This is a genomic window from Paenibacillus xerothermodurans (assembly GCF_002220865.2).
In the GTDB taxonomy this organism is placed as follows: domain Bacteria; phylum Bacillota; class Bacilli; order Paenibacillales; family NBRC-103111; genus Paenibacillus_S; species Paenibacillus_S xerothermodurans.
Window position 1 is genome coordinate 566547 of record NZ_NHRJ02000002.1, and the last position, 16789, is coordinate 583335.

Genomic DNA, 16789 nt, shown 5'->3' on the forward strand with positions numbered 1-16789 from the left:
GACAGAGCACCGTCCACACAGCACGAACGATCTGTCTTGCAGCGAAAAATACATAGGGTGTGACGAATGGACCGTCATGACCTCGCACGGCTCATCTCACGGTATTGGCTGGGCGTGACGCCTTCGTACTTTTTGAAAATGCGGTTAAAATAGGTGTGCTGGTAGCTGACCTTGCTGGCGACGTCGCTGATTTTCATTGCAGTTTCGCGCAGCAGTTCCTTGGCTTTCTCGATGCGCAGATTGGTCAGGTAGTCGATGAAATTGACGCCCGTAATTTGTTTGAACGCCCGACTTAGTGTATACGCGCTCGTGCCGAATTGATCGGCGCATGCTTCCAGCGACAAATCAACGCTCGTGTAATTTTCGTTCAGTAAAATGATTGTTTTCTCCACCATCTGCTTCAGGTGGTGGTCCTGCCTGCTGATCAACTCGCGCACATAGGGTCCGATCACCTTTTGACGGAACCAAGTTTTCATATCGGACGGATCGTGAATACCGGACAGCTGCTCGAACAGATTCATGCCCGCAAACAGCTGCAGCGGATTGGTGCCGGAATGCAGCATCGCGTGCTGCAGGCTGGCGAGCAGCTGCATCATCCCCTGCTGCACGACCAGCTTTGCCGGACCGCCCGCTGTGAGCGTATCGAGAAACCGCTCGATGAGCGCTCCGGCCTGCTCTTCAGACCCGATCCGCACGGCGTGAATAATTTCTTTCTCCAGGGCGAACGGATAGCTGAACTTATGCATTGCTTCGCTGTCGGACAGTCGCTCCGGGTCAATGATTTGACTGCTCCCCTTCAAATCGCTGTAGTTCAGCGCCTGGCGCGTCTCGTCAAACAGAAACGGAATATGCCGTGCCTGCTCCGTCGTGCCGCTGATCGACACCGTCATCTGCATTTTCAGCACACGAGCGACGGCATAAAACCACTCAGCGCACAGCTGACGCAGTTCGGCCCGAAACTCGCTGCCCGACTCCCGCTCAGGAATTGCAATCAGCAGACCGAACGACAAGTCATGAAAGTTCAGCACCTGGAACCGAGATAAGTGCTGCTCCGTCAATTCTGCCACGATGTTCGCCGAAGCGAAGGTGACCAAATCTTCGTCGCCCACTGAGAACCGCCCCTCGAGGTTGGAGAAGCCGTGCAGCTGCACCAGCACCACGCTAAACTGCAGCCCATCGGTGTCCCAGCCGTAATGGCGCAGCCGGTCGCGTATTTCTTTTTCGGTCAGCGAATAGAGGTAGCCCTGAACGAGCTGCAGCAGGAATCCTTCGCGCATAAAAGGCAAATGCTCCTCAAGTCGGTTGCTCAGCAGCTGCCGTTCGCTGGTTACCTCCTGCCAATTCCGCTGAATCAACTCGAACTCATCGCGATTGTCCGCCGCGTCCAGCGGTTCCCGCTCCTTGGACAGCAGCCCGACGAGCCGCGCCACAGGCCTATACAGCCGGTTGGAGGCAAGCCAGGACATGATCAACGCAAGGGCGAGCCCGCTGGCACTGATCCACACAATGAGCTTCGAGATGAGCAGTACCGGCGCGGTGATTGCTGTCAGCGGGGCGGCGGACACGTAAGTCCATTCGTGGCCCAGACGGGAAAAATGTCCGGCCGACACCGAATAGGTGGTTTGCTTGTAGTCCAACAAAAACGATGCGGCTTCGCCGCCCTGTCGAACGTAAGCCTCCAGCAGCGCGTGGTCGAGCTCCGAGGAGACGGTACCGCTGCTGCTAACGATCGGCTCGCCGTCCTCGGACAGAAGGAAGGTGGAGCCTTCATTATACGGTGTTAGCGTTTGCAACAAGTTGACCAGCCGTTCCTTATTCACTAAGGCCACAATGTAGCCGAACGGCTCAGTGCTTCCCCTGGGCACCTTGTTGACGAGCGACAGAGCCGGCTCGTCGCTGCCCTTCTGGGATCTGCTGTCATTGCGCCACGAGCCGTGCCAGAACTCCAGCTGTTTGTGCTGCAGCAGGCCTGCATGTCGCTCGGCCCCAGCTCGCTCGTCCACAAACGTATAAATGTCCTTCGTGAATACAAGCGGCCGAGGCGAATTCAAATACAATTCCACCCGGTCGATCAACGGATGAGACCCCGTCATGACCAGAAGCTTCCGATAGATCGCGTGAACCTTCTCGTAGTCGTACACAAAATCCAAATACTTCAATCTGTCGTCAAACTCAGCGTCAAACGACCATTGGGAAAACATCAGCTCCAAATATGACAGCTGATCGTCGATGTTTTCCGCCCGCTGCATAATCTGTTTTTCATGCAGCGCCTGCAGCTCCCGCTCGATTTGGCTGGTTGACGCCCAGTAGATGATGAGACCCGTGAACAATCCCGGAATACTAGTCACTAATAAGAACATGATTAGGCTTTGCCGAAAAAATTTGCGGGCATACCTCTCTGTCCTGATAAAGCGCTTCCAACCATCGGTCTTTTCGCCCACAGCCCTCCCCCTCCCTACGATTTGTCATAAATGTATTCGTCAGCGGACTCCGGTTTCCTGTCCTTCATGTGCAGAGTAAACTAAAACGAGCCGAGGCCGCTCGAGAATGAGCGGCCTCTCCGTGACAAAAAATACCTTAGCCGGAGGCAGGGATAAATGACCCTGCCTCCGGCTGGTGAGGTGCTGTACTCTATTGGCCATTGCGCTTCTTGTACGCTGCTGTGAGCTCTTCGCTCATTTTGGTCAAATCCGGATCGGTTTTCAGCTTGGCCGCCATGTCATCCCACGCGGTCATTGGCTCGCGTCCAAGGATGATTTTCGTTTTCAAATCAGCCAGCTTTTTCTCAAGCTCCGGTAGTGATTTTTGTGCGGTCGGCGAAAACAGGCCCGTGCTGATGTCGGCAACGCTTGTTTTGGCACGCTCGTCCTGAATTTGTTTGTACAACTCGTTCGCTTGCTTGCTGAAATAATGCTTGGTCGAGCTCGCGTAAGGATCGGCGACATAGACGATCTGGTTGAAGTCCGAAATGCTGTCGGCGTTGTACTTTTCCGTATTTACGACCTTGGCTCCGTCTTTTACCGTATGGTGCACGCCTTCGATGCCATATTGCTGGTAATCAAAGACTTCCGGCTTCATCCAAGTATCGATCATCTTGAGAATCCGTTTCATTTTTGCTTCCGGCACCTTTTTGGAAATCGCGAGCGCACCGGCAAAGCCCGGTCCCTTCGGATTAAAGCCGTTGATATTCGTCACCGGATAGAACTCAGTTTCCTTAAAGTTGGGGTCGATTTTAATGATCCGATCATAGTGATCGCGCATCGTACCGGCTTTTTCCACGCTGATTCCGGCTTTGGAGGCGTCGAACATGTCACGGACCTGAGTACCCTTTAGCGATGCGAAGTCGGCCGGTATCAGCTTTTCCTGATACGCCTTGGCCATGTACTCTATCGCCTTACGCATCTCGGGCAGCTGCGACGTATGCACCATTTTGCCGTCCATCCATTTCCATTTACCGTTCACTCCGGTGAACGAGTTCTCGATATATCCAAGCGTGCCGATGGGGCTCGCCTGATTGTTCGGGTCCGTATTGGCGGCCAAGCCGATTGTGTCGTTTTTGCCGTTGCCGTCGGGGTCCTTTTCGACAAACGCTTTCATAACCTCGTACAATTCATCGGTGGTAGCGGGCACCTTCATGCCCAGTTTATCCAGCCAGTCCTTTCGCACGACGAAAAAAGAGTCTGCTTCGGAAGGGCGGGGCCGCGGAATGACGTAGTTTTTGCCGTCGGCCATTTTGGTCAGATCCCAGGCCGTTTTGCTGATCCCGTTCACCAGGTTCGGATAATCCTTGATGTACGGCCCGATCTCCCAGAATGCACCCTGGGCAGCCGTATTGCGGAATACCGGTGTGAACGGGTCGCTGATAAAAGTCAGATCCGGAAAATCGCCGGAGGCCAGCATCACATTGAGCTTATCGTTATAGTTGTTGGACGACACCCACTGGATTTTCAGCTTCGTATTCGTCGCTTTCTCGATCAGCTGCTTCACCGGATTGTCGTCCGCCGCCGGCTGCTGGTTCAAAAAGTGCACCATGACGCTAACTTCAAGCGGTGCTTCCTGCCCGGCTTCTCCCGCGCTTTGTCCGGCTTGATCGGTGCCCGCTCCGCTACTGCACGCGGCAAGCAGGGTAGATAACGCCAACACTGCGCAAAGGGATTGTTTTGTGTACTTCATGTAATACCCCACCCTTTTTTTCAAATTGTTAAAAGTGTGCGCCGCTCTTTATCCTTTGACCGAACCCACCATCGCACCTTTGGCGAAGTGCTTTTGCAGGAACGGATACACGATCAGAATCGGGACCGTGGCGATAATGACAGCGGACATTTTCAGCGTTTCCGTAGGAGGCGCTTGTATGAACGAGTCCGACGTCAGCTCGCTGTTGGACGAAGAAATCAGCAGATTTTGCAGCAGAACCTGAATCGGCCATTTTTCCGGATCATTCAAATACAAGAGTGCGTTAAAAAATTGATTCCAGAACCCGACCGCATAAAACAAACCGAAGGCGGCCAGAGCCGGCAAGGATAGCGGCAAAATGATGCGGAACCAGATGGAGATGTCATTACAGCCGTCGATCGCCGCCGACTCCTCCAGTTCAACCGGAATGCTATCAAAAAAACCTTTCATTAAAATCACGTTCCATCCGCTGGCCAACGCCGGAATAATCAGTGACCAAATGCTGTTCAGCAACCCCAGCTCGCGCACCACCAAATAGTTCGGGATAATGCCCGGATTAAACAGAATGGTCAGCAAGATGAGCATCAGAAACGTTTTCCGACCCCGTAAGCGCTTTCTGGACAAAGCGTAAGCCAGAGCTGCTGTCACGGCCAAGCTGCACATGGTGCCGACCGTAGCCAAAAATCCGCTGTTGCCGATCGAACGGACGAACGCATCCGTTGACAATAAGTAACGATACGCGTCAAGCGACCATTTTTCCGGAAAGAGCACGAACGGTTTGGTCAGATATTCCGTCGAATCCGTAAACGACACGATGAACACATAGTAGATCGGAAAAAACGTAATCAGCGCGACAAGCCCGAGAAACCCAATGTTCATCACGTTAAATACTCGATCTCCCAATGACATTCTCAATGGTATCACCCTCCTCCTTGCTTGCTGTTAAAGTCACGGCTAGTACACTGTGACAACTCTAGTACACGCCTTCCTCGCCAAATTTTTTGGCCAGCTTATTAGCGATAACCACGAGCAGCAGCCCGACCAGCGATTTGAACAAACCGGCTGCCGTACTGAAGCTGAACTGCCCCTGCTGGATGCCCACGCGATACACATAGGTGTCGAACACCTCGGCAACCTGCGACACAGCGCCGTTGTACATCAGGAACACCTGCTCGAAGCCTACGTCCATCATATGTCCAAGCCGCAAAATGAGCAAAATAACGATTACGTTTTGGATGGCCGGTAATGTGACGTGCCACATCTGGCGAATCCGGCTGGCACCGTCCATTTTAGCCGCTTCATACAGCTGCGGGTCAACGCCGGCGATGGCCGCTAGAAAAATAATCGTCCCCCATCCGGTTTCCTTCCAGATCGACTGCAGCGTCAGATTGAGCCAGAACAAATCCGGGTTCGTTAAAAAATCGATTCGTGCGAACCCCAGCGCTTCCAGCAGCTTGTTGACCAGCCCTTCCCCTTTGGCGAACATAAGGAAGGTTAATCCGGCAATAATGACCCAGGATAGAAAATGAGGCATGTAAACGATGGACTGCACGAACCGTTTATACGCTTCGATGCGAAGCTCATTCAGCAGCAGCGACAGTAGGATCGGCAGGGGGAAAAACAGAAACAGGTTGAGCAGGTTGATCGCCATCGTGTTGCGGAAAAGCTGCGTGAAATCCGGATTGGAAAAAAACTCGACGAAATGCTCGAGGCCCACCCACTCGCTCTCCATCATCCCGGTGTACGGCGAATAGTTTTGGAAGGCGATGAGCACGCCCCACATCGGGACATATTTGAAGACGAGAAAGAACAACAGGCCGGGCAGCGCCAATAGATACAAATACTTGTCCCTTCGCAGATCGAGCCAAAGCCGCGGCTTGCGGCCGACGGATTGTGCGGCATTTGGCGAGTCCGCCATCATGTGCGACGCTTGGTTTCGGTTATTGTTGGTCATGGCTGCTCCTCCTTCCCTTGTCTTGGATGTTCTAACCGTAAAGCATCGTAACCTTGCAAAACAATTATATTTTTTTGCAGCGGGAGGAGCGGCGTTCACCGCCGCGGTTCCTTCCGCTTTGCACTTTTTTGCAGAGTTTGTATTACCCGGATAATTACCGCTGCGGCGCTGCTGCCTAGCGCACGTGCGCGGGAGAACCACCGCCTGACTGCGCGGCCTCCACAAACGGTTTTAGCGTGTGAGAGCGATAGTCAAAAGTAGTTCCGTCCAGCAAGCCAACGAGCGTGTTGGTCACACGGACCTCCAAGGCGTTGCTGCCTTCGCGCAGCCATTCCACAGCTCCCGTCCAGCGGTATGGCGTCCACGGCCGTACGCCCAACGAGCGTCCGTTGATCAGCACCTCCATGCAATCGTGAAAATGCGGGTCCCATCCGCCGAAAACGAGCTCGAACCGCTCCGTATCGGGCTTCTCGGGGACCTCAATCATTCGGCGGTAGGACAGCTGGCCGGCGTAATACGGATACCCAATCACCGGATCGCCTTCAATAGCGTTCACCTTACGAGGAGCTTCAACGAGCACCGGTCCGCCGTCGTTCCCGAAGGACACGCCGAAGCTGCCGCGAATATACAGCGGGTCCGTGACCCCGTCCCAATCGTGCGCAATGACCACCTGCACCTTTATCTCGTTCGTCCCCGTGCGCAGCAAATCCGCGATCGGGGCGGCGATGTTACGATGATCATAGACTTCGGCTGCCGCAAACCGGTCACGGTTTACCTGCTCACCGTTGATGTACAATAACCAATCGCCGGCGATTGCGCTTTGGTCCATAAACAGCTCACAGTCGGCCGGCACCGTCCCCGCAACGAACTCGGCACGGTAGATGCAGGACACTGGATACGCCATGTTCACCCGCATCGGCGTACCGAACGTCTGCTGCATGCGGACGGCGAACGAACGGTTCTCGGCGAGATCGGAGCATTGATCGATAAACGTTTTCGTTTTGACCGGCCATTCCGGCCCTTCCCCGTTCTCCCCGGTCGACAGCAAAAAATCATCGAATCTCACCACATTTTTCGTTTCGGGGGAAATGTCCCAAGCGGCGGCCGCGTCGATGCGCAACTGCCATGCGGACGACACAGCGGTATTGTCCGTGGATGGAGCGGAGGCTGCGTCACCGCTATCAGCCTCCAGCTTCACAAGCTGCGCTTCATACGGCGCGAGCGTGAGTTTGGCCTGCCATCTCGCGTCTGCTGCGCACCGCTGCACAGAAAGCGGATGCGAGCCGCCGGTTTCCAAGTCCAGCAGCGAGGCACGCAGGCCGGAGCAGCCGGCGGCGGCTTCCTTGCTGAATAGCCGCTCGGCAGCCACTGTAATCGACACCTGCTGCTCGGCTCCCTCCTGGTTACTGATAAACACCACCGCCGAGCCGTCGCCCATCAATCGCGTTTGCATCAGGAAGCACTGCGCATCTGCCTCGGCGTCCACAGTGACGGGGCGGGGCTCCACCTCATCCAGCAGCGCTACCAGCGGCGGCAGCAGGCCTGCCACACCGCATTCGGCTGACACCGGCAGGAAGTATGCTCCGCCGGAGGGCCCCTGTGCTGCCGCTTGCTGAGCGGCTGCGTCTGCTTCGCCAGCAGCTGCTGCGCGGGTCCCCGCCCAGTATGCACTTGCCGGCGGTTGCGCGACGCCGAACACAAGCATCCCTTCCGTCTCGTCGGGGCTGCCGGCCTCGATCACGTCATACGGCAGCAACCCGACGCTTATCACGGTTCCCCCCGCCTCCAGAAACGCGCGGATGGTTTGCCAAGCCGCCGCTTCCAGATTGGTGACGGGCGGGATAATCAGCACCGTATATGCGGCATGCCCGAGCGCGATCGTTCCTCCCGTCACATCGGCCTCGGCCAGCAGCTCGGGGTCGAGATGGTCATAATCGAAGCGGTGCTTGAGCAGGCCGACACCTATATCCGCCCAGTCGCGCTTCAATAGCTCCAGGCGGCTTTTTTCATCGCCATCATTGCCGCTGTAGTCAAAGCTGTGGAACGGGTTGCCCATGTGCGTCCACATCGAGGTGACCGGATCGAGCAGCGCGATTCGCACATCCGCCTTGCCCACGCTCATCAAGTAACTGAGCCGACCGGTGTAATCGCCCAGCAGTCGAAAATGCTTCCAATACGGATTTTGCAAAAACTGCGATGGCGGCGCATCATGCTTGGCCAATGCGTCCATCGTATAATAGAATGCGTGAAAATTGAAAAAATTGGTGCCCAATGCAGCCAACCGGTCGATCATCCAGCGCGCGTCCTGCAGCGTCATCGACCAACCGACGCTGTGAAAGCATTCGATCAGATTGCGCGTGCGACCAAGCTGGCGGCTTAAGGAACTCACCATTTTAGGGTTAGCCCGGATACTGCCATAATATTTGCGCAGCACCCAATCGAGCGAACGTCCGAGCTTTTCGTGGGCCGAGTCGCCGCCCGGCACATGGCTGTGCTTCTGGGTCGTCAGACGGACCGCCGGCACTTCGGCGACATACTCCAGTCCGTTGCGCTCACACCAGTCGTGTACTTTTTCGTGATACGCCTCCCTCAGCAGCAGATGGACGGTCTGATAGTAATCGTAGCGGACTTTCGCCGCGTCGCCATAAGAACCGTCGACAAGCGCCGGCAGCTGCGCGAGCAAGCTGTAGCCGTTTCGCGCCTCAAACTCGGCAGCAATGTGCGGAGACCACGGAATTCGCCCGAGCAGCCCGATCTCATCGGTAAACATGCCCTTAACGGTATCCCCAAAATGATCGCCGACAACCGGAACATACCGGTCATGGGTGAGCCGGATAAACGTTTCCATCGCTTCGCGGTTGCACGGATCGACGAACGTGCCGTAATATTTGAAATCTTCGATTTCTTTTTCCTGAAAAACGGTTACTTCCCATTCGCCTGGAGGCACTTCCCAAACGAGCTGCAGCACGGTCCGGTATGTAAAAAAGCGCTTCTGCGTGTACGCGGTCAAGCCTGTTTTCTGGAATACGGGGTCCGCCTGAATATTACCTATGTGCGATGCGATGTCGATCGCTTGCTGCCAGGCTATCGCGCCGTCCGCCTGAACTGGCGCCGCCTTCGCATACAGCACCCGCCCCCACGGAAGCTCGATGGATAGCCTCTCGCCGCCTTTGGCACGCACAGTCCGATGCTCGAGCGTCACGTGCTTCGCTTCAGGATGCTGCAAAATCACCTCGCCTCCGGCAATGCCGCTCGGATACGGATATTCGTCGTAAAGCCATACATGCATGTTGTGAGACTTAGCGGCTTCGACCGCCATACGTACCTTTTCGAACCAGGCCTGTGATAAATAAGGGATCGTCAGCCCCTGCCGCGCGCACAAGAAAAAGCCGCCCACCCCTTTGTCAGACATTTCCGCGATTTGCCGGCGAATTTCGTCGTCCTCCATTGCCCCGTTCCAAAACCAAAAAGGATGAATTCGATACTCAGCTGAAGGGTTTTCAAACTGCTGCATGTTCATTTGGACAGTCCTCCCGTTATGCTTTTCACAGTCTTCTTCTTCTCCTCTTTGACTGTATAGCATAGGCAGGCTTGTAAACAATGACACTTTTTTGTCCATACGCAAACGGGAATTTGCACTTTTTTGCAATGTTTACACTATACCGGAGAGAATCATTGGAGCGACTTCATTGAGCACTGGCGACAGCGAGATGATGGGATAGAATAAGTAGGCAGTTGGTGGTTTGGCAAGCGTGCGAGGAGATGGGAGGACTGGGAGGACTGGGAGGACCAAAAACACGACAATGTGAAAAAGCCCCTTTTCAGCGGCGCAGACAGCTTTTTTATGCTGCATGTCCGCTGCTAAAAGGGGGATGAAGTCGCCTGCCCAACTCCCGGGCTGTGGCAATGAATGCCTCGTGCCCGTTTCCGCGGCTTTGCAGGCTGACGGATGCTTTCTTCCGTCACTGCTCAACTATTTTACGCCTTGCACGCGGATGGGAGCTGTCGTACACTTCCTTCATTTTGCTGCGGGTGACGTGTGTGTAGATTTGTGTTGTGGAAATGTCCGCGTGTCCCAGCATTTCCTGCACCGAGCGCAAGTCGGCACCATTTTCCAGCAAATGGGCCGCAAATGAATGCCGTATCGTGTGCGGTGTGATCTCCGCTGTGATCTGTGCGTCTGCGGCGTACCGCTTGATAATTTTCCAGAAGCCCTGCCGTGTGATCCGTGTACCCAAGTGATTGATGAAAAGAGCATCTTCAGCCTTGTCTGGCTTCAGCAGCCTTGGCCGCATCGTCTTCAGATAGGCCGCAGCGTAGTCCGCCGCGATCCCACCTAACGGTATGATCCGCTCCTTCAATGAATTGCCCGCACAACGAATGAACCCCATATCCAAATTTAGGTTATCGACGTTCAACGAAATGAGCTCAGACACCCGAATGCCAGTTGCATACAGCACCTCAAGCATCACCTTATCACGCATGCCGTTGGGGGTTTCCGTGTGAGGCGCATCTAACAGTGCTTCCACTTCGCCGATCGTAAGAACCGTGGGTACGCGTTTTTCCAATTTCGGCGTCTCCATATACAGCGAAGGATCATGCTCCAGCAGCCGCTCGCGCACTAGGTATTGGTAAAATGCACGAATAGACACCATGGTTCTCGACTGTGTTGCCGCTGCCCGGCCCAGTTGTTTTAGATGAATCAGATAATTCGAGATATGTAATTTCTTCGTGTCTTTGAGCGATTGTATATCCTGCTGTTTCAAAAAAGCGAGGTATTGGGCAATATCCCGCTCATAGGACTCCAATGTGTTGGGGGACAGTCCCCGTTCGTTAACCAAAAATTGATTAAACCGCTGTAATTCGTTATTCATGCTGATTTCCCTTCCTATCTCATTCCACTCAGCTATGCCAAACTTGGCGAATCCTTATAGTAGAATTTCAACATGGCAAGGGCAGAATCCTGCCAGCATCAAACGTTATTCACCGAGCCAATAAAATAATTTCAAACGATCCCCCATGCTACCTTGATCGGAGAGCGAGAGATGATTGTTGAATACCTTCACCGCTCTCCCCGTCGGCTCTTTGTAACGTTCAGTTGGCTCTATCCACTGGCTCACCGTTATAAGCATATGATAGAGCGCGTAGGTGAACACGACAAACAAAATCACGTACTTACTCCACTCCACCCATCTGCGAACATACAAGACCATGGAATCCCCTCCTCATATCAAGTCGCACCACAATGGCATGGCCTCCTTCTTCGGAGCTGACATGCCTCCTAATAGTTAGACTATGACTGTCAGACGGGCTTTATGTGTCAATCTTCGGCAGTGGGCTGCAGAGCTTCTATGGCTGTATAAGGCAGACCGACCGCGGCCGCTACCGCCGGATGGGTAACATGACCTTGATAGGTATTCACGCCGAGCCGCAGCTCCGGGCTGCCAGCCAACGCGGAAACTATACCCCTGTCCGCCAGCTGAGCAGCATAATCCAAGGTCGCGTTAGTTAGCGCCAGAGTGGAAGTCCGCGGCACAGCTCCAGGCATATTCGCCACGGCATAATGCATTACGCCATGCTTCTCATAGACCGGGTCGCTGTGCGTAGTCACCCTGTCAACTGTCGCTATGGAGCCGCCCTGGTCTACAGCCACGTCGATAATCACCGCGCCGTTCTTCATTTGCTTCACCATTTCCTCGGTGACGAGCTTCGGCGCTCTGGCACCGGGTATAAGCACCGCCCCGATGAGTAAATCAGCCTTCTGCACAGCGCTGGCGATGTTGTATGGATTAGCCATCAGCGTTCTGACACGACCGTGAAACAAATCGTCCAAGTAACGCAGACGTTCTGCGCTGCGATCGATAATAACGACGTTCGCACCAAGTCCGAGCGCCATTTTAGCCGCGTTCGTGCCGACCGTACCCCCTCCGACAATGATTACATCCGCCGGAGGCACGCCGGGCACACCTCCCAATAGAATGCCCCTGCCGCCATAAAAGCGCTCGAGAAAGTGCGCCCCGACCTGGACGGACATCCTGCCCGCCACCTCGCTCATCGGAGTCAGCAGCGGGAGGCTGCCGCCCGGCAGCTGTATCGTTTCATAGGCGATGCCCGTCACTTTGCTTTTTACCAATGCCTCGACGAGGCTTGGCTCCGCCGCCAGGTGCAGGTACGTGAACAAGATGAGGTCTTCCCGAAACAAAACATATTCCGCGGGAAGCGGCTCCTTCACCTTCATCACAATATCCGCTTGTGACCATACATCCGCCGCCCGTTCAACCACAACAGCACCCTCGTTGGCGTAGTCGCCGTCGGCGAAACCACTGCCCTCGCCGGCTCCGCTCTGTACCAGAACTTGATGCCCACGCTGGTGCAGCAGGCCGGCGCCGCCGGGTGTTAATGCGACACGCAGTTCGCTCTCTTTGATTTCTTTCGGGATACCGATCGTGCACACTTTGACCATGCCATTCGCCCCTTTCATCGCCTTGCAACCTTTGAAAAGACGCAAGCCGCCGTGCTATACTTTATGGGGAATCTTGCCGGGAGGGGACTGCAATGAACAAAATTATAAGTGAAATCCGCAGTTGGGCCGGCTCCATTGGCATCGCGTTCCTCTGCACATTATTAATCGGCATTTTCATTATTCAACCAACCAATGTGCTGGGACACTCGATGGATCCCACGCTGCATAGTGAACAGCGGATTTTTGTTTCGAAAATTTCGCACACTTTTCAGCAAGAGCCGAATTATGGGGATATCGTCGTCATTGACAGCCGTGTGGCACGCGACCGCAGCGTCGTGGACGATGTGCTGGAACACCCGTTGATAGCGCTGCTCCGAGGCGAGGCGGATCATCATTTTTACATCAAGCGTGTGATCGGCAAGCCCGGCGATGTCCTCGAGTTCAAAGACCACCGGGTGTATCGCAACGGTGAACCGGTGGACGAACCTTACTTGAAAGAGCGGATGAATTACACGTCGACGGAAAAAATCGTAGTGCCGGAAAAACATCTTTTTGTTATGGGAGATAACCGGAATAACAGCAAGGACAGCCGCAACATTGGTACCATTCCGCTGGAACACGTGCTAGGCGTCAAAATCTGATCAATCAGATCATGCAGTGCCCCTTCGGGGGCACTTTCTGCATTGTGCGGGATTTGCATGAAAAAGAGACAAAAAAACCCTCACTTCGCGGAAGTGAAGGTTTGGTTCCATTTGTTATTATTTGCTTTTGCCGCTGCACCGATGGCAGATCCCTTGGAAATCTAATCTATGATCCAATACGTGAAAGCCATATTCTTTGCCCAATCGCTCTTCGAGCGGCAGCAGCCAGTCTTCCATAATTTCGTCCACTGCGCCGCATTGCACACATATCAAATGATGATGATGATGATGATTGCTGTCGTTGCGCAAATCATACCGTGCTACGCCGTCGCCGAAATTCATTTTCTCAAGGACATGAAGCTCGGTCAGCAGCTCGAGTGTTCTGTATACAGTAGCTAAACCGATTTCCGGCGCTTTATCCTTCACAAGCATAAACACGTCTTCCGCACTGAGATGATCTTCCTCGTTCTCCAACAGGACCCGTACGGTCGCTTCCCGCTGAGGAGTAAGTTTATACCCCTGAGATTGCAATTGCTGTTTTATTTTTTCGATGCGAGATTCCATGTTCCTCCCCCTACGGGTTTTGCGATAACAATACAAAACCTTCTGCGTAAGCCTGTCGCCCAGTTCCATAACCCGACAGGAATGCATCTGCTGGGCTTTAACTAACATTATAGGTGGAGGCCAACCGTAAAGTCAAACGTTCGGATGATCACTGTGCACTAAGACGCTATGGTGATCAGCATCGGAGTCACCCATTTCATCATCACCGGAGACACATACGCTTCGAACAGTGCCACGCCCGCCAGCAATATGCCGGACACCAGGACGGTCCCGCAATAGCGCATGAAAGGCTCATAAAATGTACCTTTGCGGGCCATAAAACGATGCTTGACCAAATGTATGGAGAACGCTATCGCTGTCACACTGCAGATAAGCAGCGCAGGGATGATGATCAGATTTTGCGGCGCTACGGAAACGAGAGCGAAGTACAATCCCGGCCATGAGAATTGGCCGACTAAATAACCGACACTAAACCCTATCAATGCTCCTTTGAGAAAATCCAGAATAAGGATCAGCGGCAGCCCAATCACGGACATACCGAGCACCCATATGATCAATATCCATTTTATGTGCAGCGCGAACGACTGTTGGAAAGAAGACTTCACATCGGTGAATACGCCTTGTTCTACAGAGGAAAAGAAGTTGCTCAGGTAACGCAGGATCTCCTGTTTTTGTTCCGGTGAAAGCGCGCCCACCATGACTGCCCCGAAGACAACGCCCGTGATGAAAATAACCCCTACGAAAATGTACAACGACAAATGCTCCTTCATATACAGCTGCAGCGAACGGTTCCTTTTCATGTGGCTGCCTCCCTTGGACGATTGGTACAAGCATATGACAAATCCAAGGAAAATATGACCAGCTCCTCACTTTCCCGTCACCTTGCCATAATGACCGCCGCCGCCGGATTGCAGTGTTAATAAGCCGCTTCGCGCTAGAACGATATAATCCGCAATTTCTGCTCCGGCTGTTTCCGCCAGTTCAGCTCGACTAGCCTTGTGCAGGAGATTCATTTCCGTGCCGAATCGCTCCAGCAGTGCGTTCAGCTTTTTAGGTCCCAGTCCAGGAATGTATTGCAGGGGTACCTGATAATAGTATGGAGGACGGTGAGCAGGTACACATGGCTGTCCCTTCGGGCGATCGCCAATGGCTATAATGCGGTCCACCACGCCGCGAACAATACGTTGACTGCCGCAGTAAAGGCACAGCTCCACGGCAGTATCCTCTTCATCCAAAATAGAGCTGCAGTGCGAGCAATAAGTCCGATGGTATTTGCCCAGCCGCGGATTCAAGCCATAGTTGGCGGCCACAGCTCTGCCTTCCCGATTGCTCAGTGCCTTGCGCAGCTCCTCGAAGGTGGGCTCCGCCAGTTGAAGGACATTATATTCCCGGCCGATTTTGGCTAAGGAATGGGCGTCCGAGTTAGTAAGGATAGGGAAGCAATCCAATTCAGAAATGTAGCCTGCCATCTCGGTATCCGCGCTTAAGCCAAGCTCTACGCCGGCAATATGCTCCAGATCAAGCAGATGCTCCATCCGGGTTGACCCGCTGCCGTAGACGCTTTTATGAGGGGTGAAAGCGTGTGCTGGAACCAACAGACCGCCACGTCCGACCACCTCTGCTTGCAGTACTCTGGCTGGCACGTAAATGCGCTGCGAGCTCAAGTTCACATTTTTCATATGCTTGCTGAGCCACTCGGTGAAGTCCTGCATCACATCGAGCGTCGGTAAATAAGCTAGCAGATGCGCTGGTCCCATGCCCGGATCGCGCACCTCAATCTCACATCCGAGAATCACCGTCGTACGATGATAACGGATGCCCCCGCCGGCCAGCTCCTCCATTTCACCCTTGTCCAAATAGTGCATCATTTCGCGCTGCACGGCCGGTGACTGGCAGTCAACAATGCCCACCATCTCCATGCCCTTGCGTTCCGAGGCTTCATGCGCAATGTTATAAAACGTTAAATCTTTGGAACTGCTGATTTTTACAGCCTGTCCTTCTTCGGTGCGTCCAATGTGTATGTGCAGGTCGGCGTAAAAACGGTTCAGTTCCACGAATTAGAACCTCCCCGTGAGCTTGTACAGCTGCCAAGCATAAACCGCGGCCACTGTTTTCGCATCGCTGATACGTTGTTCCCGGATGTACTGCTGAGCTTGTTCCAGCGTAATCGCTTCGCATTCCAGAAACTCATCCTCATCCAGATGGATGTTACCTTCCACGAGATGTTCCGCAACATATAGATGCAAAATCTCGTCGGAGAAGCCCGGCGAAGTGTAGAACGAGCTGAGATGCTTCAGATTGGCGCAGCGGTAACCGGTTTCTTCTTCCAACTCGCGTTTTGCAGCCTCCGCCGGATCTTCCCCCGGCTCCAGTTTCCCCGCAGGGATTTCAATCTGACTTCGTTCCAGCGGCTTACGGTACTGCTCCACTACCAGCATACGGTCGTCCAGCAGCGCCAGCACCGCAACAGCGCCGGGATGTCTTACGATCTCTCGGGTTGACATCGCCCCGTTCGGCAGCTGCACGGTATCAACATGAACGGAAATGACGCGCCCTTCAAATATCGGCTGAGAAGAGATGGTAATCTCTTCAAATTTTTTATCTATAGGTGTTGACAATTTATTGCCTCCTATGCATGTAAAATAGAAAAAAGTGGGTAAAAGCTAGTAACATCCGCTTAATTATACCATATAACGCTATGTTTATAGATTTCTTAGCATATCTCGTCCAGCCATTGAATAAGGTATATCAACGATCTTATCATGATGAAACGAGGCGATATTCTATGAAAACATATGTTAGCGACAACCAAATTCGCTTGGTGGGCCGTGTGTGGGAGATTAGGCGGTATTTAACGCTGGCTCGGCAGCGGGCACATACAGATATGAAATTACAAGAGTATTTGACCGAATTGACCGGTTACAGTGCTCAAAGCGGACTAACGCAGCGTTAGGCCACCGCATACCTTCGGTCAGTGTGTGAGGTCCAGATTAC

At 53.6% G+C, this 16789-nt stretch carries 14 protein-coding genes; 2 read left to right on the top strand and 12 right to left on the bottom strand.

Annotated features, from left to right (window positions below; all coding sequences use genetic code 11):
- Window positions 1–74: 74 nt before the first annotated feature.
- From CBW46_RS06335 to ald, 8 genes are all read right to left on the bottom strand, one after another.
- Window positions 75–2441: an AraC family transcriptional regulator gene (locus CBW46_RS06335; protein ID WP_089199154.1), complete on the bottom strand. Its 2367-nt coding sequence runs from the start codon at window positions 2439–2441 to the stop codon at window positions 75–77.
- Window positions 2442–2631: 190 nt separating this feature from the next.
- The gene (locus CBW46_RS06340; RefSeq protein ID WP_089199155.1) at window positions 2632–4173 is read right to left on the bottom strand and encodes an extracellular solute-binding protein; all 1542 of its coding nucleotides are present in this window, start codon (window positions 4171–4173) and stop codon (window positions 2632–2634) included.
- A gap of 48 nt (window positions 4174–4221) precedes the next feature.
- Window positions 4222–5088 (bottom strand): carbohydrate ABC transporter permease, encoded by an 867-nt coding sequence (locus CBW46_RS06345; protein WP_424446027.1) that lies wholly within the window; start codon window positions 5086–5088, stop codon window positions 4222–4224.
- 58 nt (window positions 5089–5146) lie between these two features.
- A complete protein-coding gene (locus CBW46_RS06350; RefSeq protein WP_243633213.1) occupies window positions 5147–6091 on the bottom strand; it encodes an ABC transporter permease in 945 nt (314 codons plus the stop codon).
- Between the two features lie 211 nt (window positions 6092–6302).
- Window positions 6303–9647 (bottom strand): glycosyl hydrolase, encoded by a 3345-nt coding sequence (locus CBW46_RS06355; RefSeq protein WP_165842207.1) that lies wholly within the window; start codon window positions 9645–9647, stop codon window positions 6303–6305.
- Window positions 9648–10089: 442 nt separating this feature from the next.
- Window positions 10090–11001 carry a site-specific tyrosine recombinase XerD gene (gene xerD / locus CBW46_RS06365; protein ID WP_089199158.1) on the bottom strand — a complete coding sequence of 304 codons (912 nt, stop codon included), beginning with the start codon at window positions 10999–11001 and terminating at the stop codon, window positions 10090–10092.
- A 105-nt stretch (window positions 11002–11106) separates the two neighbouring features.
- Window positions 11107–11340, bottom strand: coding sequence for a DUF4227 family protein (locus CBW46_RS06370; protein WP_089199159.1), 234 nt, complete (start codon window positions 11338–11340; stop codon window positions 11107–11109).
- 107 nt (window positions 11341–11447) lie between these two features.
- A complete protein-coding gene (gene ald, locus CBW46_RS06375; protein WP_243633186.1) occupies window positions 11448–12608 on the bottom strand; it encodes an alanine dehydrogenase in 1161 nt (386 codons plus the stop codon).
- Between the two features lie 74 nt (window positions 12609–12682).
- Between ald and lepB the strand changes: the two genes are divergently transcribed.
- Window positions 12683–13231 (top strand): signal peptidase I, encoded by a 549-nt coding sequence (gene lepB / locus CBW46_RS06380; RefSeq protein WP_089199160.1) that lies wholly within the window; start codon window positions 12683–12685, stop codon window positions 13229–13231.
- A gap of 117 nt (window positions 13232–13348) precedes the next feature.
- On the opposite strand, the gene fur is transcribed toward lepB, so the two are convergent.
- The 4 genes from fur to CBW46_RS06400 form a co-directional block, all read right to left on the bottom strand.
- Window positions 13349–13795 (bottom strand): ferric iron uptake transcriptional regulator, encoded by a 447-nt coding sequence (gene fur, locus CBW46_RS06385; protein WP_089199161.1) that lies wholly within the window; start codon window positions 13793–13795, stop codon window positions 13349–13351.
- A 158-nt stretch (window positions 13796–13953) separates the two neighbouring features.
- Window positions 13954–14595, bottom strand: coding sequence for a stage II sporulation protein M (spoIIM, locus tag CBW46_RS06390; protein WP_089199162.1), 642 nt, complete (start codon window positions 14593–14595; stop codon window positions 13954–13956).
- Window positions 14596–14661: 66 nt separating this feature from the next.
- Window positions 14662–15849 (bottom strand): endonuclease Q family protein, encoded by a 1188-nt coding sequence (locus CBW46_RS06395; RefSeq protein ID WP_089199163.1) that lies wholly within the window; start codon window positions 15847–15849, stop codon window positions 14662–14664.
- Window positions 15850–15852: 3 nt separating this feature from the next.
- Window positions 15853–16413, bottom strand: coding sequence for an NUDIX hydrolase (locus CBW46_RS06400; protein WP_089199164.1), 561 nt, complete (start codon window positions 16411–16413; stop codon window positions 15853–15855).
- 167 nt (window positions 16414–16580) lie between these two features.
- Here CBW46_RS06400 and mciZ point away from each other — a divergent pair, with 167 nt between their 5' ends.
- Window positions 16581–16748 (top strand): Z-ring formation inhibitor MciZ, encoded by a 168-nt coding sequence (gene mciZ, locus CBW46_RS06405; RefSeq protein ID WP_165842208.1) that lies wholly within the window; start codon window positions 16581–16583, stop codon window positions 16746–16748.
- The last annotated feature ends 41 nt before the right edge of the window (window positions 16749–16789 follow it).